The organism is Ruegeria arenilitoris (genome assembly GCF_013032445.1).
Lineage (GTDB): Bacteria > Pseudomonadota > Alphaproteobacteria > Rhodobacterales > Rhodobacteraceae > Ruegeria > Ruegeria arenilitoris_F.
This window is the reverse complement of the sequence record NZ_WQCA01000006.1, coordinates 280,698-300,743: the sequence shown is the minus strand read 5'-3', so window position 1 is coordinate 300,743 and position 20,046 is coordinate 280,698. Positions and strand designations below refer to the sequence as shown.

The following is a 20,046-nucleotide window of genomic DNA, read 5'->3' as shown; positions in this document are numbered from 1 at the left end:
GAGGCTGTTATGACGATCACCGCTGCACTGGTCCTGTTTGCCGTCATCTGGTTCCTGACGCTGTTGGTCGTGCTGCCGATCCGTATCAAGACGCAGGGTGATCTGGGCGATATCGTTCCGGGCACCCATGCGGGCGCGCCGGAAGTGCATCACATGAAGAAAAAGCTCTGGATCACCACCGGGATTTCGGCGGTGCTCTGGGCGATCATCGCGGGGATCATCATCTCGGGCGTGATCTCGGTGCGCGATTTCGACTGGTTGAACCAGCTTGAACCGCGCGAGTAAGCGTCAGGGCTTAGGCCCTGACAGCTTGTGGTAGATATGGGTGAAGGTGGCGGCTCCAAGAATCGGGATCACCAGATTCACCAGAGGCACCGACAGCGGGATCGCCATCAGGGTGCCAGCCAGCCAGATTGTGGGCATATGCTTGGCGCGCAGTTTGCGCGCGCCGTCCCGCCCGACGCGGCGCATGGCGGCTAGCGTGAAATACTCCCGCCCCAGTAGGAACCCGTTCATTGCCCAGAAAATAAAAGGGGCCAGCGGCGTGAAGATCGCATAGAGGATCAGTGCCAACAGGTTCGCAACGATCAGCACGCCCATGAAACTCAGCGCGTCACGTATCCCTTCACTGAATGGAATTCCGGGTACAGCGGGCAGGGAGGGATAGTGCTTGTCTTCGACTGCCTGCGCGACCTCTTCCAGAAACATCGAGATGATGGCCGAGGCGACGGGCATCATCAGGAACACTGGCAGGATCAGCACCACGAAGATGCCGGAATAGTTCAACACATCGTTCAGCCACGGCACGGCACCGATCCAAGGCAGAGAGATCTCATCACCGGATAGCCAGTTGATCAACCAGATAGCGCCGGCACAGGCCGCGATTAGTAGGACAATCGTCAAGCCCACGCCGCGCAGCAGAACGGCACGGAACCTGGGGTCTCCGATCTGGCCAAGCGCTGCAAAGAACGCGTTGAGGATCATCACTCCGAAACCCACTCGGTCAGCGCTGCCACGTCGGGGCGTGGACGTTCCGGTGGGGCCTTGCCTTCCGTGGCGATATGGATCAGACCAGCGACGCGTTCGTTATCCTGCAGCCCAAAGGCCTGACGGCAGAACTCGGGGTCATGGACTTGCCAACCGGACAGCCAGTTCGCGCCCCAACCGGCCGCCAGTGCGGCGTTCAGAAGGGCTAAACATACGGCACCGGCGGAATAGGTTTGTTCGATGGCCGGGACTTTTTCTGACGGCTTCTGGACCTCGATCACCGCGACGGCCAAATGGCCCATGTCGAACTGGCTACGGGCCTTCGCGATGTCCTCGGGGGCTTTGCCGAGCCGCGTGCCGCAGTCCTGCGTCAGCTCCGACAGGCGGTCCATTGCCCCGTTTTCAAGCACGATAAAGCGCCAGGGTTCCAGCTTGCCGTGATCCGGGCTACGGGCGGCAGCAGTCAACAAGGGCAGCAGTTCTTCCCGCGTGGGTGCCGGAGCCACCAGTGTCTTCGCGGGGCGCGACCGGCGCGATTGCAGAAATTCCAGGGCGGCCGGATTTTTCAAGGACATATGTTAACTTCCTTTACATGGGCAGACTGTATCTGGTTGAGCCTCTGGCGCGTTTCAAGGGCAAACAGCTGGAGATGCGGGATCAATTTCATTCCCCGGCCCCCCGTGCAAGAGTGTTTGCAAGCAAGAGGACGAAGATGGCGAAACCTAAACTGCGTAATGTGCCGGATTTAAGCGCCCATGCCATACCCGGCGCGGTGATTCCGGTCCGGGTGACGCCCAAAGCGGCAAAGGACAGCATTGCGTTGGACAAGGGTACGATCCGCATCACCGTGACCGCTCCTCCCGAAAACGGCAAAGCGAATGACGCGGTGCGTCGGATATTGGCCGTCGCAATGGGTGTTGCCCCGTCCGAGCTGACCCTGAAGCAAGGGCAGACCGCGCGGGACAAGCTGTTTGTTTATGCGTCCTGATCCGGCCTTTCGTGAATCTGATACACGCCCTCGGGCAAGTCCAGCGCGGCGGCCAGATCGCGCACCTGTTCGGGCGACAGGGTTATCTTTTGAACTTGGTCCGTACGAGGATCAAATTGCTCAAGCGTCACACATTCGGCGAAGCTGTTGATGACGACATCCTCTTGCAAAGGCTTGGGGCCTTCGTCCACCAGAGTAATGACTGTCGAGTCGAATTCATGCTCAATCGAAAACATGAAGCCAAAGTGCAGGGCGTTGGTCGGCATTGCAACCCGTTCCCTTGCAATCCCGTGGTGGCAGTCCCGCTCGGGGCACGCTAAGGTTTTCGAACGGGATTGCCGTTTCAAAGGAATATGAATGCGCCGTCTGACCTATTTGCTGTTTCCTTTGGTGCTGGCGGCCTGCAGCGCCGGTGTCTTGCGCGTGCAACCAGCGGCGGAATGGTCGCAGGATTCGGGGGAGTTCCGGGTCGACGCTGCAACTTTTCAGCAGATCAGCCGCAAAGTTGGCAAAGAGGCCCGCGCCGAATGTTTGCGTCAGGGGCGGGTCCGCAATTGTGACTTTACGATTCTGGTAGATCTGAACCCTCGTGCCCCGGCAAACGCGTTTCAGACTCGGGACAACAAGGATCAGCCCGTGATCATTTTTACCCGCTCAATGATCCAGTCGGCGAAGAACGCCGATGAACTGGCATTTGTTATGGGACATGAAGCGGCACATCATGTGTTGGGGCATATCGACCGACAGTCTCAAAACGCGCGGGAAAGTGCAGCAATCTTTAACGACCTGGGCGAACTGTACGGTGAGAATGGGAAAGACCTTGAACGCACACAGAAACTTGGGGCCGAGGTAGGCGTGCAGGTAAATGTAAAGGCGTTTGAACTGGAGGCGGACCAACTGGGGACGATCATCACCTACAATGCGGGGTACAACCCACTGATCGGGGCAAAGTACTTTGATCGTCTTCCTGATCCCGGGGACCAGTTTTTAGGAACTCATCCTCCGAATGCGGACCGGGTTCAGATTGTTCAGGATACGGCAAGGCAACTGGGTCTCACACAATGACCGCTCTGATACGGCTGGGTGTGATCCTGACGGACCGAGGCTCGAAATACGCCGTCTCGGGCGCGGCTGTCAGTACACGAGCGGATGTGGACGCCGTGCTGCAGGACCTCAAGACGGACAAGGCTTATGCCAAGGCCACGCACAACACCTGGGCGGCTGTTTTGCTCACCGGAGCGCTCAAGGCGGATGACGGCGAAAGTGGCGCGGGCATGGTTATCCTGCGCATGCTGGAACGCGCCGGGATGGAAAATCACGTAGTCATCGTCACCCGTTGGTACGGCGGCAAAAAGCTGGGTGGGGACCGCTTTCGCCGGGTGCAGGATGCCACCCGGGCCTATCTGGACCACATCGGAAAGGGGCCTTGACCTGAGTCAAAGGCTCAAATCGAGTGCTGAGCTATCCTGTTCCGGACGCGTGACAGGAAAGGAACTTCGATGCCCAACCGAGAAGCTCTGAAACTTCATGCCGGTCTGGTGGACCGGATGGCCTCCAAATTGGGGGTGGACCTGCAAGAGGCAGCGATCGGCGGTGACGTATCGGTCGATCAGTTGTCTGATGCTGTATTGAGCTGCACGGACTGTCCCAACCCAGGCCATTGCCAGCAGTTTTTGGAACAATCCACCTCTGCGGCCCGAACGCCTGAGTATTGCCGGAATCAGGAATTACTCAACAAATTGATACCATAACGATCGGAGAGTTCGATGTCGCAACTCGGAGAGATCATGACCCATTTGCGTCTTGTCCTGCGTATGGGGCGGGCGACCGGAACGGATATGGTAAAGGCGCATCAAAAAGGGCACCTGACCCAGCAGGACTGGGCTGAGATGATTCAATACTGCCGGGGCTGCAGCTGGGCCAACAAGTGCCCGGACTGGCTGGATAAACATGAAACTGTGGTCGGCGCTCCGCATACCTGTAGAAATCAGCAACGGTTTGCTGCCCTGAAATCAACGCTAGAGCAGGAAAGCGTATGACACGTTGTGTTTTGGGAGAGGTAGAGAAGCACTTTTGGCTCACCCGATCTGTGGCGCGATGTATGAAAATCTCGTTGACCGAGGCAATGGCCGACGGTCGGTTAACACCGGACCGCTATGCCGAAATGGTGACCCGCTGCCGGGCATCGAACTGCAGCGACCAGTGTTCAGTCTGGCTGGCTGAACAACAGTCCGAGGCCGATGCGGCCCCGGAATTCTGCGCTAACGCAGATCAGATGAACGCGCTGAAAACCTGATCAGAGCTTGGAGTGAGATCCATCACAAAGCGGCGGCTTTGTGCTGTGTTTGCACCCACAGAAAAAGACCTTCTTGTTGCTTTCTGCGGTGTATTTGACCGGCTCGAACCCGGTGCCCTTGTGAGACCCGTCGCAAAAAGGTTGCCGCTTGGACTGACCGCAAGCACACCAGAAATAGCTTTTTCCCTCGACCACCTCGACCGGGTACGGTTCTTTTTGCGCAATGCTGGGGCTGTCTGACATGTGGCTACTCCGTCTTAGGCTGATGTCCTTCACGTAGTGTAGAGCGATGCCGGGAAAACGGTAGCGTTTGGTCAGAAACTTTCAGTTTCATAGGGGGTTACCAGCATATATTCGCCATTACTCACAATCCTGTGATTGAATTCGTTGCAATAATGCAATCTTGGTCGTATCCTGACACCGGCCCCGGATTGTTGGGCAATATCAGGAAATTAATAAAGGAATGACGGACATGAAAATCAAATTTGCTGCCGTTGGTGCATTTGCCTTTGTTCTGGCTGCTTGCTCGCAGCAGGAAGAGCCCGCACCAGTTTACATCACGCCTGAATATGACAAGTACGGCACGCCGAGCTGCCCGGCAGGTACCGAACTGGCCACAACCGAAGCCGGTCAGACCGTATGTAACCCGGTCGCTCAGTAAGAATTCCGCGGGCGGTTTTTCCTCAAAACCGCCCGCATATCTTCTGTGACGAGCCGCCCAAGGGGCGGTTTTTTCTTGTCTGCCGGACATATTTCCGGTTTCAGTTTCAGCCACTGAAAATCGAGGACAGATGAGATACTTTTTTACCCGCCTCAAAGATCGCACACGTTGGAGTTGGCAAGGTTTAGCCGCCACGTGGTGTTCGGAATATTCATTCCGTTCGTGGGTCTGGGCGAACCTTTTGTCTGCGGCTCTGGCCTTTGGGTTACCACTAAGCGATGAAATTCGCGCTTTGATATTGGTATTGGGGCTGCTTGTTTTGGTGGCTGAACTGTTCAACACAGCAATTGAGCGCGCTGTTGATCACACCTCAACTGATCACAATGAACTGGCGGGTCAGGCCAAAGACGCAGCCAGTGCAGCAGTTGCCTTGACGGCTGTGGCCGCAGGAGTGGCCTGGATTATTGGACTTGTCAGCCTGTTCTAAGGCGCGTCACGGCTTCAGTACCTGCTGTGGCGAAAACCCCGCTGCGAAATGCCGTAGGTCTGCGGAATATGGTAGGGCGAAGCGAGCCTATTAGGGAAAGCTCTCACCGAACTGCGACGCTGTTTTTTGCGTTTGTTATAGTACGCTTTGGGCTTTGTTTTTTGATAATAAACCTTTGATTTCTCTTTGTGATGGTACGCACTTGGTTTGGTCTTGCGGTGATAAATAATGGGTGCGCCATAATAACGGTGCACGTGGTGCTTGCTTCGCAAATGAAGGCTCACCGATTTGGAGTCGATGGTTATGAACCCACCAGAGCGAAAACTGTCTGCGACAGCAGGTGCAGCGTAAAGCTGCACAGCCAGGAGCAGCGTTAAGAACTTCAGGCCAAAGAGGCGTACACAGGACATTGGACCCTCCTTCACACAGGGCGGAATGTCCTGCCATCATCCACGAATCGATAGAGAAAGGCTAATAAACTCGGCTCACGCTTTGCCGAGTCGACTGCGTTTAGACGAGTTTGCCCCACAGATCGTATTCGCCGGCCTCGTCGACCTCGACGGAAACGATGTCGCCGGGTTTGAGGGATTCATGGCCTTCGTCGATGAACAGGTTGCCGTCGATCTCGGGGGCGTCCGCCTTGGTGCGGCAGGTGGCGGCCTCGTCATCGACCTCGTCCACGATCACGTCGATCGTCTGGCCGACCTTTGCGGCCAGCTTGGCCTCGGAGATCGCCTGCGCCTTTTCCATGAACCGTTCCCAACGGTCTTGCTTAACCTCGGCCGGGACGTGATCGGGCAGGTCGTTCGACCGCGCGCCGTCCACGTTCTCGTATTGAAAACATCCCACGCGATCCAGTTGCGCTTCATCCATCCAGTCCAGCAGGGTCTGGAATTCAGCCTCGGTCTCTCCGGGGTAACCGACGATGAAAGTGGACCGCAGGATTATATCGGGGCAAGTCGCCCGCCACGCGGCGATTTCATCCAGCGTTTTGGCGGCCGCGGCAGGGCGGGCCATGCGTTTCAGAACGTCCGGGTGGGCGTGTTGGAAGGGAATGTCCAGATATGGCAGCACGTTGCAACCAGCATCCGCCATCAACGGAATCAGGTCACGCACATGCGGGTAGGGATATACGTAGTGCAGCCGCACCCAAGCATCCAGTTGCCCTAACTCGCGCGCCAGATCGGTGATGTGGCTGCGGACCTCGCGGTCTTTCCACGGGTTCATATCGTATTTGCGATCCAGCCCATAGGCTGAGGTGTCCTGCGAGATCACCAGCAGTTCACGCACACCATTGTCGGCCAGCTTTTCGGCCTCACGCAAGACCGCATGGGCTGGACGGCTGGCCAGTTTGCCGCGCATGTCAGGGATGATGCAGAACTTGCACTTGTGGTTACAGCCCTCGGAAATCTTGAGGTAACTGTAGTGGCGCGGGGTGAGTTGAACGCTCGCCGCTGGCAGCAGGTCCACGAACGGGTCCGGGTCGGGCGGAACGGCTGTGTGCACCGCATCCAGAACCTGTTCGTACTGGTGCGGGCCGGTAACGGCCATGATGCGCGGGTGGTGTTCCCGGATATAGTCCGGTTCCGCCCCCAGACAGCCGGTAACGATAACCTTGCCGTTTTCCACCAGAGCTTCTCCAATGGCATCCAGAGATTCCGCCTTGGCGCTGTCGAGGAACCCGCAGGTGTTCACAATAACGGCATCGGCCCCGGAATAGTCCGGTGAAATGCCGTACCCTTCGGCCCGCAGGCGGGTCAGGATCCGCTCACTGTCCACCAAAGCCTTCGGGCAGCCCAATGACACCATCCCAATAGTGGGCTGGTTCAAACGCGGCGTATCGGTGATCCGGGCGGCGGGCGCTAGGTCGGGGCGGAGGTTTGGCGGGTTCGTGCTCATGGCGCGGCATATAGTGGGGAACGCTTCCCCTTGCAAATGGCGGCTAGGCTTTGAATGATCTTTTCAACGCATGCCCAATAAGCGGAGAGCAGAAAAATGAAGTGGCTGTTGCGCATAGTCTTTCTATTTGTGGTCGCAATCGGATTGGTTATCGGCGCGTTGTTGCTGATGCCGGGCGATAAGCTGGCGGCGATTCTGGCAGAGCAGGTCAAAAGCGCGACCGGGCGAGAATTGAAACTGACAGGTGATGTGAACCTGTCTTTCTGGCCGGTTTTGGGGATGGAAACAGGACCGGTTACCTTTGGTAATGCGCCTTGGGCGGGGTCTGAACCTATGCTGAGTGCCGACAGTTTGGCCGTTGGGGTAGACGCCGCTGCGCTGCTCAACGGTGATTTTCGAATCCGACGTGTTATTGCAGACCAGCCGGTACTTCGGCTCGAATTGTCAGATGGGCTTGGCAACTGGGAGATGGGTGCAGCAAGCCCCGAGCCAACCTCTGGCAGCAGCAGTGCGTCGTCAGAGGCATCGCAGCAAGGCGTGGTAACGCTGGACCGGCTGGAGCTTACCAACGCGCGGCTGATCTATATTGAAAACGGAACGACGACTTTCGATTTTTCGGATGTTGATCTTTCCGCCAGTTGGCCCGCCCCTACCGCCCCGATGATTATGGAGGCCCGGATGGCCGCCCCGGGGGGGAAGGTCAATGTGGATCTCAAGATACTGGACTTGCCTGCTTATGCTTCGGGCGCAGTTGCGCCGCTGCAACTGGCCCTGACCGCGCCCGGAGGAGAGTTCGGGTTTGATGGCCGCGTTAATCTGGCTGGTGAAATGGACGGCAATCTGGAGGTTAAGACAAAAAATACAGAAAAGATGCTGGCCGCATTTGGGCAGGCTGGGGTCGGGGTGCCGCTGGGGCTTGGCCGTGCGGCCGATGTCTCGGGCCATATGACCTATACGAGTGACGGTCGTGTGTCGCTGCGCAATATGGATGCGAAGCTGGATCACAACCGTTTCACCGGAGAGGCGGATATCGAGATATCTGACCCGCCCAAAATCACTGCGCGGCTAAAGGGCGGCGATATCGATCTGTCGCGCTACAACGACACGCCCGCACCGACAGGGGGCGGGTCCGGCACTGCATCGACGCAAGACAGCGGATGGTCAACCGATCCTATCGACGCCTCAGCCTTGGCGCTGGCAAACGGCGAGATACGTCTAACAGCCTCGTCAATCGCTGTGCCAGAGCTGACCTTCGGCCCAAGCGACCTGACGCTTAGCCTTGACCGGTCCCGCGCCGTTTTGCGGATGAACCCGGCTACACTGTTCACAGGCCAGATCAACGGACAGGTTGTTGCCAATAACAGAAACGGCCTGTCCGTCGGTGGTAAGCTGAACGCAAATGGCATCGACCTGCGGCAAGCCCTGTCCGCCGTGGCCGAAATCAACCGTCTGACGGGTGCTGCTTCGGGTGAGTTTGAGTTTCTGGGCGTTGGTCAGACCGAGGATCAGATCATGCGGTCCCTAAGTGGCAAGGGCAGCCTAGATGTGGGGCAGGGCGTCATATCGGGCTTTGATCTGGATCGCCTGATGGGGCGCGGCAAAGGGACTGGTGGGACGACAGTGTTCAATAGTCTGACGGCCAGCTTCACCATTGATCAGGGTGTTCTGAGGAACAAAGACCTGCTTATGTCTCTGGACAACTACCGCGCCGACGGCAAAGGCAAGGTGAATATCGGCGCGCAGACGATTGACTATCTGTTCACACCTACCGCGCTCAGGGCAAATTCTGGTCAGGGCCTGTCTGTTCCGGTGCGGGTCATTGGCCCGTGGAGCGATCCGTCCATAAAACCCGATCTTTCCAAGGTGATCGAAGCCGCAGCTGAAGGGCAGCTCAAGGATATTGAAGATGATGCCAAGCAAAAGGTTTTGGACAAAGTAAGCGATGAACTTGGCACCGTTGTGACCGACACCGAAAGCGCTGAGGACGCCCTGAAGAACAAGCTGGAAGAAGAAGCCAAGAAAGGCCTTCTTAAACTGTTGGGCGGAAATTGAAGGGTGGGGCGCTCAAGGCGCCCCAATCATGGATCAGATGGTTTGATCGTAGTCGCCGACGTCGGGCTCGGTCCGGATCACGGCGTCGATATCGGCGAAGATGGCGCGCATTTCGTCTTCGCTGTCGCTGCTTTCGCATACCACAACCAAGTTCGGCGTGTTCGAGGACGCACGCACCAAACCCCAGCTGCCGTTGTCCAGAATGACGCGCGCGCCGTTGACGGTGACCACTTCCTTGATCGCGCGGCCTGCAAACGCTTCGCGCGCGTCGGCTTTGGCGACCAGCTTGTCCACCAGACGCTTGAGAATGTCGTACTTCTCGGTGTCTGCGGCATAGGGTGACATGGTCGGGGTCGACCAGGTCTTTGGCAACGCCTTGCGCAGGTCCGACATGCTCTTGTCAGGGTTGCGATCCATCAGCTTGCAGATCTCTACTGCCACCCGCATGCCGCAGTCATAGCCGCGCCCGATTGGTTCAGCCAGAAAGTAATGACCTGATTTTTCGAACCCAGCCAGAGCATCAATCTCTTTGACCCGGCGCTTCATGTGGCTGTGGCCGGTTTTCCAGTAATCCGCCTTGACACCGTGGGCTTGCAATTCGGGATCGCTGGCGAACAGACCAGTAGATTTGACGTCGGCCACGAAGGTCGCATTGGGATATAACTTAGCCAGATCACGGGCCATGATCACGCCGACCTTATCAGCGAAAATCTCTTCACCCTCGTCATCCACAACGCCGCACCGGTCGCCGTCGCCATCAAACCCAAGCGCCAGATCGGCACCGCTGGATTTCACGGTGTCGGCCATGTCATGCAGCATCTCCATGGCTTCGGGGTTGGGGTTGTAGTTTGGGAAGGTGTAATCAAGCCGGTTGTGGCTGGGCACCACTTCAACGCCCATGCGTTCGAAAATCTCGGGTGCAAAGGTCGACGCGGTGCCGTTGCCTGTTGCGCAGACGACCTTGAGCGGACGGGACATTTTGAAATCCCCGACCAGATCGTCGATGTAAGCCTCTTTCACGCCTTCAACGAATTCGTACGATCCGCCCTCGTGCGGAACACCTTCGCCGTTCAAAACGATGTCGCGCAGTTCCGACATTTCGTCCGGACCATGGGTCAGCGGGCGCTCAAAGCCCATCTTCACGCCCGTCCAGCCGTTCGGGTTGTGGCTCGCTGTGACCATGGCCACCGCTGGTACATCCAGATGGAACTGGGCGAAATAGGCCATCGGGCTGAGCGCTGGGCCGATATCCTTGACCTGAATACCCGCCTGCATCAGGCCAAGGATAAGCGCGTTCTTGATCGCCAAAGAATAGTCGCGATAGTCGTTGCCGACTGCGATCACCGGTTCAATACCGCGTTTGTGCATCTGGGTCCCCAGCCCCAGACCCAAGGCCGTCATACCGGGCAGGTTGATCTCTTCGGGGTATTTCCAGCGGGCGTCGTACTCGCGAAACCCGGTGGGTTTGATCATGGGGTCGCGCAGAAAGCTCCAGGTGTTCGGTGTCACCTCGGGGATGGGTTTGGTCATACTATCGCTCTTGCTTAAATTTGAATTGGGTTGGCTTTGGCCAGCGCATCAAAGCGCATCAATGTGTCAATAAGTTGGGGCATCTGATCCAGATAGATCATGTTTGGGCCGTCAGATGGCGCATTGTCTGGGTCCTGGTGGGTTTCAATGAACACTGCTCCCACACCCAACGACACCGCTGCGCGTGCCATGACCGGAGCAAATTCCCGCTGCCCGCCAGAGGATCCGCCTTTGCCGCCCGGTTGCTGCACCGAATGCGTTGCGTCCATCACGACCGGGTATCCCGTTTTTGCCATTTGCGGCAAGCCACGCATATCGGCCACAAGCGTGTTGTATCCAAAAGATGTTCCGCGCTCGGTCAGAAGGATGTTCTGGTTTCCAGTACTTTCGATCTTGTCAACGATGTTACCCATTTCCCAAGGCGCTAGGAATTGACCTTTCTTGACGTTCACAGCTTTTCCGGTCGCACCGGCGGCCAACAACATGTCGGTCTGACGGCAAAGAAAGGCTGGAATCTGCAGGATATCCACGGCCTCGGCCGCGATGGCGCATTGGGACTCGGTATGAACGTCGGTCAGAACCGGAATTCCCATCGACGTGCGGATGTCTTCCAGAACCTTCAGCCCGGCATCTATACCCATGCCCCTTACACCAGACAGAGACGTCCGGTTTGCCTTGTCGTAAGAGGCCTTGAAGACATACTGCGCTCCGGCGGCATCGCAGGCCTCTTTCATTTTGCCTGCAATCATCCGAGCATGATCGGCAGTTTCAAGCTGGCAGGGACCGGCGATGATCGTCAGGGGCAGATCATTGCCGACCGTGAGATCGGAGATTTTTACATGTTTCATGTGTCTTACGAGGATACCTGTTCACGAAGGACTGACGCAGTCAGCGAGATCATCAGGTAGATACCAGCAAACAACAGGAAAGCCAAAATCGTATTTTCGAACTTACGCGGGTAACTGGGTTCCTGGCTGGCGACCGGGTTTACCGAAACGGTCAGATAGCGCACTTTGCGGTTTGCTTCGGTCCGCGTAGTTTCCATCTGTTCCATGGCGGTTTGCAGCATCATATCGCGTGCGACGAGGTCGGCTTGGGCCATCTGAATGCGTACGCTCAACCGCGCCAGCGAGTTCTCGCCCGCCGACGCATCCAGCATTTCGGCGTTCAGTTCTGCCAGCACGGCTTCGAGTCTTTGTATATCTGCGCGCACGCCTTCTACTTTGGCTTGGTTGGGGCGCAGGTTGTCCAAAAGGGCGGCCAACTGCAGTTCCTTCTCTTGCAGCTCGATTTCGATTGCGTTGATTCGTGCCCGCAGGCCAGCCAGGACATTTTCCGGGTCCAGAACGGCGCCTTGCAACTGCAGCTCGATCAGTTCCTCCTGCGCTTTCCGACGTTCTTCCTGAGCCAATTCAAACCCGGCCCGCGCATCGCGCATTTGGTCTTCACGCTTCAGTTCCGTCAAGCCGTTGATGGTTTCCTCGGCATAGGACAGCAGAAGTGTCGACAGCTCGACTGAGATTTCAGGACTGGGGGCCGCAACCTCCATGCGAATGATGCCGTCGCTGGGATCATATCCAATGGTAATCATTCGCTTGTATAGTTTGTAAGTATCCTCAAGCGTTGCGTCCTGCGGCAGGCGTTGGATCGGGTCTATCCAATCTTGTTTGAAGATCGCAGAGAAGTCGGTGTCATTCTCAAGTCGAACCAGAGCGTCTTTTGACTCCAGAAATTCCTGCGTAGCGACCGAATCCTGCGCGGTGGCGTATTGGGTGCCCGCCAGAAATCCGCCAAAGGAGGCTCCACCGCCGTCCGCCTGTAGAATCGAAAAGGCAGAGTCGCTTGCGTACATTGGCGTTGCGACCCGATAGAAATAATAGCCGACGATCACAGTTGGTATCAGTACAAATACCGCTAGTCGTGCGAACAGTGCAAACAGCTTGCGTCTGCGGCGGCGCGCGATGTCCTTTTGGATCTCGCCGATTTCCAGATTGCGTCGTTCCGCGGGGCTCAATTCGGGTCCCGGCAGGGTCTGGGGCGTTTCCTTGACCGTCTGCGGCAGCTGGATGGTGATTTTGTCCTTTGCCTGTTCTTCCGAGCCTTTCTTTTCGGCTGCAAGGTCCAACAAGTTTGCCCGTTCAAACGGGTCTATGCCCTTTTGACGCAGCAAGCGCACGGCATCGTAGTCCGACGTCGCCGCCAAACCGTTTTTCTGTGCCAAACGCCGTGCAACACGCAACTGCCGCCCTGTCAGGCCTTCGCGTTTGATTGCATCGATATCGGTCGCAGGCTGGGCGGTATTTGCAGCTTCGGACGGTTGTGTCGCCTTTCTGATGCGCGAAATCGCATCGGCCCGTGCGTCCGCAGAACCCGAACCCTGACGGTCGCGTCGCCAGCGATACTTTTTAGCCTTGGGTTTGGTAGTCATATAACTGTTTTGCCTCTTCCAAGGTTTCGAACATGTACAACTGACCGTCCAGAAGAACGGCGGCCTGCTGTGCAAATTTCTCCAGAGTGTCGGGGCTGTGGGACACGATCACCAGAGTCGTCGTGCGCAACCGCTCTCTCAGGATATCGCCCGCTTTTCGGTTGAACTCTACATCCGTTGTTGCTGGCATCCCTTCATCAATCAGATACATGTCGAATTCCAGCGCCAACATCAGGGCAAAGGTAAAGCGTGCCCGCATGCCGGATGAATAGGTTCCCAACGGCTGATCGAAATACTCGCCCAGACCGCAAAGCCAGCTGCAATACGCCTCGACATAGTCCGGATCCATACCATAGATTTTTGCGATATAGCGGGCGTTTTCCAAGGCGGATAGCCGTTTTGCCACGCCGCCCGAAAACCCCAACGGGAACGAGACCCGGCAGGTTTTGCGGATTACGCCTTCGTCAGGTTTTTCCAGCCCGGCCATCATGTTGATCAACGTGGTCTTGCCGGTTCCATTGGGGGCCAGAATGCCGATGGACCGGCCAAGCTCGACTCGGAACGAGACCCGGTCCAGGATCACCTTGCGGCGCGTCCCGGTCCAGAAGGACTTACTGACATTCTCGAACTCAAGCATTCAGGGCCTGTGGTTTTTGTGTTTGTTGCACCGGTCGCGCCGGTGAAGGAACGGAGAATTTACCGATCCATATTGGCTACATTATGTCGAATTATGAAACAAATGTTCAATGTGCGCGAACGCCGCCCTTCGGTATTGTGACTTATCCATCGGTTGGCCCCGCGATGCGCGTTGACTATCTTTCATGTCGACCGTCAACCAGTTTGGTTCAGGAATTCTTGCGATCTGATGAATTCGCTGCAGAAAGAGATTGAAGCCTGCCGCATCTGCGCGGACAGATTTCGTGCCACGCACACCGCGCATGACCCGCGCCCGGTGGTCTGGTTTCGGCGGGGTACGCCATTGCTGGTCGCGGGGCAGGCGCCGGGCGCGCGGGTCCATGCCTCGGGCCGTCCGTTCACTGATCCGTCGGGCGACCGCTTGCGCGACTGGCTGGGGATCGATGAAACCGTGTTCTACGATCGCGCCCGCGTGTCAATCGTGCCGATGGCGTTCTGCTTTCCGGGGTATGACGCACGCAAAGCCGATCTGCCGCCTCCGCCGGTCTGTGGACAGACATGGCACGACGGGGTGATGAACGAACTAGGGCGGGTGCCACTGACCGTTCTGGTTGGCGGACACGCGCATAAGTACCACCTTGACGCGCGCGGTTCGGTCACGAACACCGTGCGCCGCTGGCAAGACCATGCGCCGCAGGTCTTTCCCTTGCCTCATCCGTCCTGGCGCAATACGGCATGGTTGAAGAAAAACCCGTGGTTCGAGGCCGAGCTGCTGCCGGTTCTGCGCGCGCGGGTGCAAGAGGTTCTGAATGACTGACACAACCGCCCTTGATGCCGCCCACGCCGCGATGGAGGCCAACCCGCAGGACGATGCGGCGCGGCTTCGGTTCTTTGAACGGCTCGCCGACAGCGAGCTGTTTCTGTTGTTGGCTGAAGAAGCACAGGATGAAAACATTACACCCGAGCTGTTCGACGTCGCCGACGGCCGGTTCGTTCTGGCTTTCGACCGCGAGGACCGGCTGGCCCGCTTCGCCGAACGCCCGGTGCCCTATGTGGCGCTTTCGGGGCGGGTGCTGTCCGGGATGCTGGCAGGGCAAGGGATCGGTCTTGGGCTGAACCTTGAGGTCGCGCCGTCCTCGATGCTTATCCCGGCCGAAGCGCTGGGCTGGCTGGCCGAAACGCTGGAACATGCACCGGAAGAGGTGCAGCAGCGTCTGGCCGAGTTTCTGCCTCCGACCGGTTTGCCGGATGACTTGCTGAAGGCGCTGGACGCGAAGCTGGCCACAGCCGTTGGCTTGGCCGAGGCCGCGTATCTGGTTGGCACCAAGTCAGAGGATGGAGGCGCGGGGCATCTTCTGGGCTTTGTCGGCGCGGTTGAGGGGGCGGAGCCTGCACTGGCCAAAGCGGCTTCCGAGGCGCTGACCTTCTCCGGAATCGAGGCCGGGGCGATGGATGTCGGGTTCTTTGGCCCGCACGACCACGCCGCAGCCGCATTGGCGCGTGTTGGTCTGAAATTCGACTTGCCGCAGCCCGAACAAAGGGTCGTTCAACATATCACCCCGGGCAGTGACCCGAACAAGCCGCCGGTTCTGAAATAAGCAGACCCCGCGAACCGTCAGGTCGCGGGGCCGTGCGTTGTTATTCCGCTGCGGCTTCCAGCTTGTCCTGCGTGCGGGTTTCAAAGTCGTTGGCGTCGTGGCGCTCGTGCAGTTGAGTGTGCGGCTCACCAAACGCGCGGTTGACCATGCGACCGCGCTGAACGGCGGGGCGTGCGTCAATCGCCTTCGCCCACCGCATCACGTTTTCATAGGATTCGACATCCAGGAACTCTGCCGCGCTGTAGAGACGGCCAAGAACCAGCTGACCGTACCAGGGCCAGATCGCCATGTCGGCGATGGTATAGTCTTCACCTGCGATATAGGTGTTCTCGGCCAGTTGGCGATCCAGAACGTCCAGTTGGCGCTTGGTTTCCATGGCAAAGCGGTTGATCGGGTATTCCCATTTCTCAGGCGCGTAAGCGTAGAAATGACCAAAGCCACCACCCAGATAGGGCGCGCTGCCCATCTGCCAGAACACCCAACTCATCACTTCGGTCCGCTCAGGGCCGGATTTTGGCAGGAAGGCATCGAACTTCTCGGCCAGATGGAACAGGATCGAGGCGCTTTCGAACACGCGCACGGGCTTATCACCCGACCGATCCCAAAGCGCTGGGATTTTTGAGTTCGGGTTCGCCTCGACAAAGCCCGAACTGAACTGGTCGCCTTCGCCGATATTGATCAGCCAGGCGTTGTACTCCGCCTCTTCGTGACCCAGTGCCAACAGTTCTTCCAGCATCACAGTCACTTTGACGCCGTTGGGGGTTGCCAGCGAATAAAGTTGCAGCGGGTGTTTGCCGACCGGCAGGTCCTTGTCATGGGTGGCGCCAGAGATGGGGCGGTTGATATTGGCGAACTGGCCGCCGCTTTCGCTGTCCCATGTCCAGACTTTGGGGGGCGTGTATGGGGATTGCTCGGTCATCTGTTGTCTTTCTCAGCAAAGTTCTGGTGAATTGTCCGTCCGCTTCCACAGCTAATGTTGCAAAGCCCCGAGTCCAACCCCGGAAGTCAAAGCAGTTTTGTAACAAACGGGGTCGAACCTCTCACGTTTCTTCATCCAACCTCACAGCGGCGCGAGCGGTACTGCCCAACGGGGCGAAAATACCTATTCTCTCAGCAACGCCAAATCCAAAGGACAAAAGGAACAAACATATGAAACGCTTTGCCCTGACTTTTGCGACTGCTCTGACCCTTGCCGTTCCCGCTTTTGCCGGTGATCAATATGTAGACGGCACCGGGTTTGCCGTGTCAGGTTATGACGTTGTTGCCTATCGCAGCCTGGATCAGGTGGCGGTTGGGCAGTCCCAGCCAGAAGCTGTGCGCGGCAACGCCGGTATCACTGCAGAATATAACGGTGCGACCTGGGCGTTCTCGACCGAAGAAAACCGCGACAAGTTCCTTGAGAACCCGGCCTACTACGCTCCGGCCTATGACGGGCATTGTGCTTATGGTGTGTCGCGCGGCGGCAAGGTTCCGGCGAACCCGAACCTGTGGCGGATCGTCGACGACAAACTCTACCTGAACATTACAGATGTGGTCGTCGGTTTCTGGGAAGAGGACGTCCCGGGCAACATCAATCTGGCCGAAGGCAACTGGCCGGGTATCGAAGCCGATGCTGCGTCTAACAGCGTTATTCCGAAATTTACCTCGGAAGGCCCGGTTGCGAACTAAACTACCACTCACCAAGAACGAACCCGGCCAATATCAGGCCGGGTTTTTCAATGTTAGCCTGCCAGCCAGAAATCGTCCCGCACCTGCTGATCGGCATCAAATTTGATCCGCACGCTTTTGGCACCGGGAAACTTGCGTGTCGTGATCGTTTCCGGAACCACAACCTCACCCGCTCCGGTGTCTTTGGACTGAAAGCTCAGCAATTCTGTTTCCAAGCGCCGCGCCGAAGCCAGAAATGAGGTCGGCAATGCCACGCGGTTGGCCCCTTCCTGTACGGGGGTAGAGACGAAATATGTCAGATGCCGCCCATAGAAGCCGACAGCTTCGGGGATGTGGTCCGCCTCCGCTGTGAAGTGTGGGTCTGCGCTTGTGTCGTCACCATCCGGGCTATGTGTCAAAGCCGTGTTCAGCAACATGCGACAAGCATCGATGTCTGTACTTTCCAGTTCAATCACACGTTTGCGCAGCTGAGGTCGCCGAGGCGTGCCGGTGGCTCGTCCTTTGACTGTCAGCCCTTCGCTACGCAAAAAATCATAAGCCTCTTTGGCCCGGGTGAAATGGGCGCAATCGCCGTTTCTATGGTCCGGATGGGCACGAAAGGCGATGTGACGCCAGGCATCCCGGATATCATCGGATTCTGCGGTCTGATCCAGGCCCAGAGCCGCCAGCGCATCGGCGCGCGCATTTATTTTGTCGACAGGCTCCATACCCACTTCACTCTTTAAACAAACACAACGATCCCAGTCTGAAGGGGTTGATAATTTTGTCAAATTTTAGCGGAAATTTATAGCAGCCCTTAAGACAGTTCGCGCGGGAGGGACCTATTGTTCACTCTTAAAATGCAGCTGTTGCGCGCCCTGCATCGCAACAAAGAAACACAGAGCCTGAGCAGGTTCCAGGTGAAGACAACACGTAGGAAAATTCAGGCGACGTTTTGCAATTCGGCCTTGGGTGTAATGCCCAATGCAAAACATACATCGCGCGTCAATTCCGGCCGATTCAGCGTGTAGAAATGAAGCTTGTCCACGCCACCGTCGATCAGATCCGAACACAGTTCGGTGCACAAAGCGGTGGCTAGCAAATCCTCACGATCATCGCGAACCGCTTTTTCAAATGCGTTCTCAACCCATACCGGGATATGCGTTCCGCACCGGCGTGCAAAGTTGCGCGCTCCCTTCCAATTCTCGATTGGCAGGATGCCGGGCACGATGGGTTTATCGATTCCGGCCTTGGCACAGGCATCGCGGAATCTGAAAAACGTTTCGGCCTCGAAGAAAAACTGAGTTAGGGCTTCGTCGGCACCAGCATCCAGCTTTGCCTTGAGCCAGTCGATATCCGCCGCGAAATCCTGCGCCTCAGGATGCTTGTCAGGATAAGCGCCGACGCGGATGCCAAACTTTCCGGTACTGGCCAGTGCCTCAATCAATTCGACCGAATTTGCAAACCCGTCGGGGTGAGGTACGAATTGATCCTGGCCTTTTGGCGGATCACCACGCAGAGCGACAATGTCTTTAACTCCGGCTTTGGCGAAACCGTCTGCAATCTCAAGTGTCTCCTGCCGCGAGGCATTTACACAGGTCAGATGGGCGGCCACTGACAGGCCGGAAGAGTTGTGTAGGGTAGACACGGCATCACGAGTCAACTCGCGCGTGGTGCCTCCGGCACCATAGGTGACCGATACAAAGCGGGGCTCCAGCGGAGCAAGCGTTTGTACTGTGTCCCAAAGGCGAAATGAGGCCGCGAGCGATTGTGGTGGGAAGAACTCGAATGAAATTTCTGGTGTCGTCATAGCAGCCTCACAGGTCTAACCTGTGCTCTTGTGTCATTTTATGCATTGTGAGACAAACTCATATTACTCAAGAACAACATGAGTCTCATTGAAATGCATATCGAATTCCGACACCTGCGCACGATCAAGGCCATTCACGAATGCGGCGGGCTAGCCCGTGCGGCGGACCAGCTGAACATCACCCAATCGGCGTTAAGCCATCAGATCAAGGGGTTGGAGGATCAAGCCGGGGTTGAGCTGTTCCTGCGCCGGTCCAAGCCGATGAAGCTGTCGGCGGCGGGACTGCGCCTTTTGCGGCTGGCCGAACAAATCCTGCCACAGGTCGAGGCGACCCAGCAGGAGTTTTCATCCCTGCGCGACGGGCGCACCGGACGGATGCATATCGCCATCGAATGCCACGCCTGTTTCGAATGGCTGTTCCCTGTGCTGGAATCGTTCCGCAAGTCCTGGGGTGATGTGGATGTCGATATCCGTCCGGGTCTGGCGTTCGACGCTTTGCCCGCCCTGCAGAAGGAAGAGGTCGATCTGGTCGTCTCATCCGACCCCGAGGACCTGCCGGGCGTCGAGTTCATTGAACTTTTCGACTATGACGCGGTTTTCGTGGCCGCATCATCGCACCCGCTTGCACAGAAGGAATACATCGAGGCCGAGGATTTCCGGGGCCAGACCCTGATCACATATCCGGTCGAACGCACCCGTCTGGATATCTTCAGCCAGTTGCTGATCCCCGCGCGGGTTGAACCGGCTGCAATCCGGCAGGTCGAACTGACTGCGGTGATCCTGCTGCTGGTCGCGTCGAACCGAGGCGTTTCAGTGCTGCCAGACTGGGTTGTGCGTGAGGTGAAATACAATTCTGATTATGTCACCCGCCCGTTGACTAAGGACGGGATCACCCGCAGGCTTTACGCTGCCGTCCGTACCGAAGACCTTGAAAAACCATTTGTGCAGGAATTGATCGAACTGGCCGGAACAGAGGCGCGCAAGCTGCAAACGCAATAGGCGCAGAATGCGGGTCCGCTATGCGCAT

27 protein-coding genes are annotated in these 20,046 nt (G+C 57.3%); 14 read left to right on the top strand and 13 right to left on the bottom strand.

Annotated elements, in window-relative coordinates:
* Positions 1 to 9 precede the first annotated feature (9 nt).
* Positions 10 to 285 (top strand): DUF1467 family protein, encoded by a 276-nt coding sequence (locus tag GOW98_RS11040; protein WP_170331899.1) that lies wholly within the window; start codon positions 10 to 12, stop codon positions 283 to 285.
* Between the two features lie 3 nt (positions 286 to 288).
* On the opposite strand, the gene GOW98_RS11035 is transcribed toward GOW98_RS11040, so the two are convergent.
* Both GOW98_RS11035 and GOW98_RS11030 read right to left on the bottom strand, forming a co-directional pair.
* A complete protein-coding gene (locus tag GOW98_RS11035) occupies positions 289 to 984 on the bottom strand; it encodes an EI24 domain-containing protein (RefSeq protein ID WP_170331898.1) in 696 nt (231 codons plus the stop codon).
* The gene (locus GOW98_RS11030; protein ID WP_170331896.1) at positions 984 to 1,562 is read right to left on the bottom strand and encodes a nitroreductase family protein; all 579 of its coding nucleotides are present in this window, start codon (positions 1,560 to 1,562) and stop codon (positions 984 to 986) included. The genes GOW98_RS11035 and GOW98_RS11030 overlap by 1 nt, the downstream gene beginning before the upstream one ends.
* 137 nt (positions 1,563 to 1,699) lie before the next feature.
* Here GOW98_RS11030 and GOW98_RS11025 point away from each other — a divergent pair, with 137 nt between their 5' ends.
* Complete coding sequence (locus GOW98_RS11025; protein ID WP_170331894.1) at positions 1,700 to 1,975, top strand: DUF167 domain-containing protein; 276 nt, start codon at positions 1,700 to 1,702, stop codon at positions 1,973 to 1,975.
* On the opposite strand, the gene GOW98_RS11020 is transcribed toward GOW98_RS11025, so the two are convergent.
* Entirely contained in the window at positions 1,963 to 2,211 is a 249-nt protein-coding gene (locus tag GOW98_RS11020) for a hypothetical protein (protein WP_170331988.1), read from the bottom strand. The two genes, GOW98_RS11025 and GOW98_RS11020, sit on opposite strands and share 13 nt — an antisense overlap.
* A 121-nt stretch (positions 2,212 to 2,332) precedes the next feature.
* Here GOW98_RS11020 and GOW98_RS11015 point away from each other — a divergent pair, with 121 nt between their 5' ends.
* The 5 genes from GOW98_RS11015 (at position 2,333) to GOW98_RS11000 (ending at position 4,271) form a co-directional block, all read left to right on the top strand.
* Positions 2,333 to 3,040, top strand: a complete 708-nt coding sequence (locus GOW98_RS11015; protein ID WP_170331891.1) for a M48 family metalloprotease — start codon at positions 2,333 to 2,335, stop codon at positions 3,038 to 3,040.
* Positions 3,037 to 3,405: a YigZ family protein gene (locus GOW98_RS11010; protein ID WP_170331890.1), complete on the top strand. Its 369-nt coding sequence runs from the start codon at positions 3,037 to 3,039 to the stop codon at positions 3,403 to 3,405. Before GOW98_RS11015 ends, GOW98_RS11010 begins: the two co-directional genes overlap by 4 nt.
* A 69-nt stretch (positions 3,406 to 3,474) precedes the next feature.
* A complete protein-coding gene (locus GOW98_RS25740; RefSeq protein ID WP_302479265.1) occupies positions 3,475 to 3,726 on the top strand; it encodes a DUF6455 family protein in 252 nt (83 codons plus the stop codon).
* Between the two features lie 15 nt (positions 3,727 to 3,741).
* The gene (locus tag GOW98_RS11005; protein ID WP_170331888.1) at positions 3,742 to 4,014 is read left to right on the top strand and encodes a DUF6455 family protein; all 273 of its coding nucleotides are present in this window, start codon (positions 3,742 to 3,744) and stop codon (positions 4,012 to 4,014) included.
* Positions 4,011 to 4,271, top strand: coding sequence for a DUF6455 family protein (locus GOW98_RS11000; protein ID WP_170331886.1), 261 nt, complete (start codon positions 4,011 to 4,013; stop codon positions 4,269 to 4,271). The genes GOW98_RS11005 and GOW98_RS11000 overlap by 4 nt, the downstream gene beginning before the upstream one ends.
* On the opposite strand, the gene GOW98_RS10995 is transcribed toward GOW98_RS11000, so the two are convergent.
* Complete coding sequence (locus GOW98_RS10995; RefSeq protein WP_170331884.1) at positions 4,272 to 4,514, bottom strand: CDGSH iron-sulfur domain-containing protein; 243 nt, start codon at positions 4,512 to 4,514, stop codon at positions 4,272 to 4,274.
* Between the two features lie 229 nt (positions 4,515 to 4,743).
* On the opposite strand from GOW98_RS10995, the gene GOW98_RS10990 reads away from it, so the two are divergent.
* The gene (locus GOW98_RS10990; RefSeq protein WP_170331882.1) at positions 4,744 to 4,932 is read left to right on the top strand and encodes a hypothetical protein; all 189 of its coding nucleotides are present in this window, start codon (positions 4,744 to 4,746) and stop codon (positions 4,930 to 4,932) included.
* 130 nt (positions 4,933 to 5,062) lie between these two features.
* Complete coding sequence (locus GOW98_RS10985; RefSeq protein WP_170331880.1) at positions 5,063 to 5,419, top strand: diacylglycerol kinase; 357 nt, start codon at positions 5,063 to 5,065, stop codon at positions 5,417 to 5,419.
* A gap of 14 nt (positions 5,420 to 5,433) precedes the next feature.
* On the opposite strand, the gene GOW98_RS10980 is transcribed toward GOW98_RS10985, so the two are convergent.
* A complete protein-coding gene (locus tag GOW98_RS10980) occupies positions 5,434 to 5,829 on the bottom strand; it encodes a hypothetical protein (protein ID WP_170331878.1) in 396 nt (131 codons plus the stop codon).
* A 100-nt stretch (positions 5,830 to 5,929) separates the two neighbouring features.
* The gene (gene rimO / locus GOW98_RS10975; protein ID WP_170331876.1) at positions 5,930 to 7,318 is read right to left on the bottom strand and encodes a 30S ribosomal protein S12 methylthiotransferase RimO; all 1,389 of its coding nucleotides are present in this window, start codon (positions 7,316 to 7,318) and stop codon (positions 5,930 to 5,932) included.
* Positions 7,319 to 7,414: 96 nt separating this feature from the next.
* Here rimO and GOW98_RS10970 point away from each other — a divergent pair, with 96 nt between their 5' ends.
* Positions 7,415 to 9,370 (top strand): AsmA family protein, encoded by a 1,956-nt coding sequence (locus tag GOW98_RS10970; RefSeq protein ID WP_170331874.1) that lies wholly within the window; start codon positions 7,415 to 7,417, stop codon positions 9,368 to 9,370.
* Positions 9,371 to 9,403: 33 nt separating this feature from the next.
* Here the strand turns inward: GOW98_RS10970 and GOW98_RS10965 are convergent, their stop codons facing one another.
* The 4 genes from GOW98_RS10965 to GOW98_RS10950 are packed head-to-tail and all read right to left on the bottom strand — an operon-like array spanning position 9,404 to position 13,965.
* Positions 9,404 to 10,900 carry a phosphomannomutase/phosphoglucomutase gene (locus tag GOW98_RS10965; RefSeq protein WP_170331872.1) on the bottom strand — a complete coding sequence of 499 codons (1,497 nt, stop codon included), beginning with the start codon at positions 10,898 to 10,900 and terminating at the stop codon, positions 9,404 to 9,406.
* Positions 10,901 to 10,914: 14 nt separating this feature from the next.
* The gene (gene kdsA, locus GOW98_RS10960) at positions 10,915 to 11,748 is read right to left on the bottom strand and encodes a 3-deoxy-8-phosphooctulonate synthase (RefSeq protein ID WP_170331871.1); all 834 of its coding nucleotides are present in this window, start codon (positions 11,746 to 11,748) and stop codon (positions 10,915 to 10,917) included.
* 5 nt (positions 11,749 to 11,753) lie between these two features.
* Complete coding sequence (locus tag GOW98_RS10955; protein WP_170331868.1) at positions 11,754 to 13,328, bottom strand: capsule biosynthesis protein; 1,575 nt, start codon at positions 13,326 to 13,328, stop codon at positions 11,754 to 11,756.
* On the bottom strand, positions 13,306 to 13,965 hold the full coding sequence (locus tag GOW98_RS10950; RefSeq protein ID WP_170331866.1) for an ABC transporter ATP-binding protein: 660 nt from the start codon (positions 13,963 to 13,965) through the stop codon (positions 13,306 to 13,308). The genes GOW98_RS10955 and GOW98_RS10950 overlap by 23 nt, the downstream gene beginning before the upstream one ends.
* 228 nt (positions 13,966 to 14,193) lie before the next feature.
* Here GOW98_RS10950 and GOW98_RS10945 point away from each other — a divergent pair, with 228 nt between their 5' ends.
* Together GOW98_RS10945 and GOW98_RS10940 are read left to right on the top strand one after the other, a co-directional pair.
* A complete protein-coding gene (locus tag GOW98_RS10945) occupies positions 14,194 to 14,781 on the top strand; it encodes a uracil-DNA glycosylase family protein (RefSeq protein WP_170331864.1) in 588 nt (195 codons plus the stop codon).
* Positions 14,774 to 15,562 (top strand): SseB family protein, encoded by a 789-nt coding sequence (locus GOW98_RS10940; protein ID WP_170331862.1) that lies wholly within the window; start codon positions 14,774 to 14,776, stop codon positions 15,560 to 15,562. The genes GOW98_RS10945 and GOW98_RS10940 overlap by 8 nt, the downstream gene beginning before the upstream one ends.
* 40 nt (positions 15,563 to 15,602) lie before the next feature.
* On the opposite strand, the gene yghU is transcribed toward GOW98_RS10940, so the two are convergent.
* On the bottom strand, positions 15,603 to 16,481 hold the full coding sequence (gene yghU, locus GOW98_RS10935) for a glutathione-dependent disulfide-bond oxidoreductase (protein WP_170331860.1): 879 nt from the start codon (positions 16,479 to 16,481) through the stop codon (positions 15,603 to 15,605).
* Between the two features lie 230 nt (positions 16,482 to 16,711).
* Here yghU and GOW98_RS10930 point away from each other — a divergent pair, with 230 nt between their 5' ends.
* Entirely contained in the window at positions 16,712 to 17,230 is a 519-nt protein-coding gene (locus tag GOW98_RS10930) for a YHS domain-containing (seleno)protein (protein ID WP_170331858.1), read from the top strand.
* A 53-nt stretch (positions 17,231 to 17,283) separates the two neighbouring features.
* Here GOW98_RS10930 and GOW98_RS10925 read toward each other — a convergent pair whose 3' ends face one another.
* Both GOW98_RS10925 and metF read right to left on the bottom strand, forming a co-directional pair.
* Positions 17,284 to 17,937, bottom strand: a complete 654-nt coding sequence (locus GOW98_RS10925) for a J domain-containing protein (protein WP_170331856.1) — start codon at positions 17,935 to 17,937, stop codon at positions 17,284 to 17,286.
* 215 nt (positions 17,938 to 18,152) lie between these two features.
* Complete coding sequence (gene metF / locus GOW98_RS10920; RefSeq protein WP_170331854.1) at positions 18,153 to 19,019, bottom strand: methylenetetrahydrofolate reductase [NAD(P)H]; 867 nt, start codon at positions 19,017 to 19,019, stop codon at positions 18,153 to 18,155.
* A 93-nt stretch (positions 19,020 to 19,112) separates the two neighbouring features.
* Here metF and GOW98_RS10915 point away from each other — a divergent pair, with 93 nt between their 5' ends.
* Positions 19,113 to 20,018: a LysR family transcriptional regulator gene (locus tag GOW98_RS10915; protein ID WP_170331986.1), complete on the top strand. Its 906-nt coding sequence runs from the start codon at positions 19,113 to 19,115 to the stop codon at positions 20,016 to 20,018.
* Positions 20,019 to 20,046 lie beyond the last annotated feature (28 nt).

Bases quoted from the DNA above. Each gene is read 5' to 3' on its own strand.
- GOW98_RS11040 (WP_170331899.1), top strand. From the start codon at position 10: ATGACGATCACCGCTGCACTGGTCCTGTTTGCCGTCATCTGGTTCCTG.
- GOW98_RS11035 (WP_170331898.1), bottom strand. From the start codon at position 984: ATGATCCTCAACGCGTTCTTTGCAGCGCTTGGCCAGATCGGAGACCCC.
- GOW98_RS11030 (WP_170331896.1), bottom strand. From the start codon at position 1,562: ATGTCCTTGAAAAATCCGGCCGCCCTGGAATTTCTGCAATCGCGCCGG.
- GOW98_RS11025 (WP_170331894.1), top strand. From the start codon at position 1,700: ATGGCGAAACCTAAACTGCGTAATGTGCCGGATTTAAGCGCCCATGCC.
- GOW98_RS11020 (WP_170331988.1), bottom strand. From the start codon at position 2,211: ATGTTTTCGATTGAGCATGAATTCGACTCGACAGTCATTACTCTGGTG.
- GOW98_RS11015 (WP_170331891.1), top strand. From the start codon at position 2,333: ATGCGCCGTCTGACCTATTTGCTGTTTCCTTTGGTGCTGGCGGCCTGC.
- GOW98_RS11010 (WP_170331890.1), top strand. From the start codon at position 3,037: ATGACCGCTCTGATACGGCTGGGTGTGATCCTGACGGACCGAGGCTCG.
- GOW98_RS25740 (WP_302479265.1), top strand. From the start codon at position 3,475: ATGCCCAACCGAGAAGCTCTGAAACTTCATGCCGGTCTGGTGGACCGG.
- GOW98_RS11005 (WP_170331888.1), top strand. From the start codon at position 3,742: ATGTCGCAACTCGGAGAGATCATGACCCATTTGCGTCTTGTCCTGCGT.
- GOW98_RS11000 (WP_170331886.1), top strand. From the start codon at position 4,011: ATGACACGTTGTGTTTTGGGAGAGGTAGAGAAGCACTTTTGGCTCACC.
- GOW98_RS10995 (WP_170331884.1), bottom strand. From the start codon at position 4,514: ATGTCAGACAGCCCCAGCATTGCGCAAAAAGAACCGTACCCGGTCGAG.
- GOW98_RS10990 (WP_170331882.1), top strand. From the start codon at position 4,744: ATGAAAATCAAATTTGCTGCCGTTGGTGCATTTGCCTTTGTTCTGGCT.
- GOW98_RS10985 (WP_170331880.1), top strand. From the start codon at position 5,063: ATGAGATACTTTTTTACCCGCCTCAAAGATCGCACACGTTGGAGTTGG.
- GOW98_RS10980 (WP_170331878.1), bottom strand. From the start codon at position 5,829: ATGTCCTGTGTACGCCTCTTTGGCCTGAAGTTCTTAACGCTGCTCCTG.
- rimO (WP_170331876.1), bottom strand. From the start codon at position 7,318: ATGAGCACGAACCCGCCAAACCTCCGCCCCGACCTAGCGCCCGCCGCC.
- GOW98_RS10970 (WP_170331874.1), top strand. From the start codon at position 7,415: ATGAAGTGGCTGTTGCGCATAGTCTTTCTATTTGTGGTCGCAATCGGA.
- GOW98_RS10965 (WP_170331872.1), bottom strand. From the start codon at position 10,900: ATGACCAAACCCATCCCCGAGGTGACACCGAACACCTGGAGCTTTCTG.
- kdsA (WP_170331871.1), bottom strand. From the start codon at position 11,748: ATGAAACATGTAAAAATCTCCGATCTCACGGTCGGCAATGATCTGCCC.
- GOW98_RS10955 (WP_170331868.1), bottom strand. From the start codon at position 13,328: ATGACTACCAAACCCAAGGCTAAAAAGTATCGCTGGCGACGCGACCGT.
- GOW98_RS10950 (WP_170331866.1), bottom strand. From the start codon at position 13,965: ATGCTTGAGTTCGAGAATGTCAGTAAGTCCTTCTGGACCGGGACGCGC.
- GOW98_RS10945 (WP_170331864.1), top strand. From the start codon at position 14,194: ATGAATTCGCTGCAGAAAGAGATTGAAGCCTGCCGCATCTGCGCGGAC.
- GOW98_RS10940 (WP_170331862.1), top strand. From the start codon at position 14,774: ATGACTGACACAACCGCCCTTGATGCCGCCCACGCCGCGATGGAGGCC.
- yghU (WP_170331860.1), bottom strand. From the start codon at position 16,481: ATGACCGAGCAATCCCCATACACGCCCCCCAAAGTCTGGACATGGGAC.
- GOW98_RS10930 (WP_170331858.1), top strand. From the start codon at position 16,712: ATGAAACGCTTTGCCCTGACTTTTGCGACTGCTCTGACCCTTGCCGTT.
- GOW98_RS10925 (WP_170331856.1), bottom strand. From the start codon at position 17,937: ATGGAGCCTGTCGACAAAATAAATGCGCGCGCCGATGCGCTGGCGGCT.
- metF (WP_170331854.1), bottom strand. From the start codon at position 19,019: ATGACGACACCAGAAATTTCATTCGAGTTCTTCCCACCACAATCGCTC.
- GOW98_RS10915 (WP_170331986.1), top strand. From the start codon at position 19,113: ATGCATATCGAATTCCGACACCTGCGCACGATCAAGGCCATTCACGAA.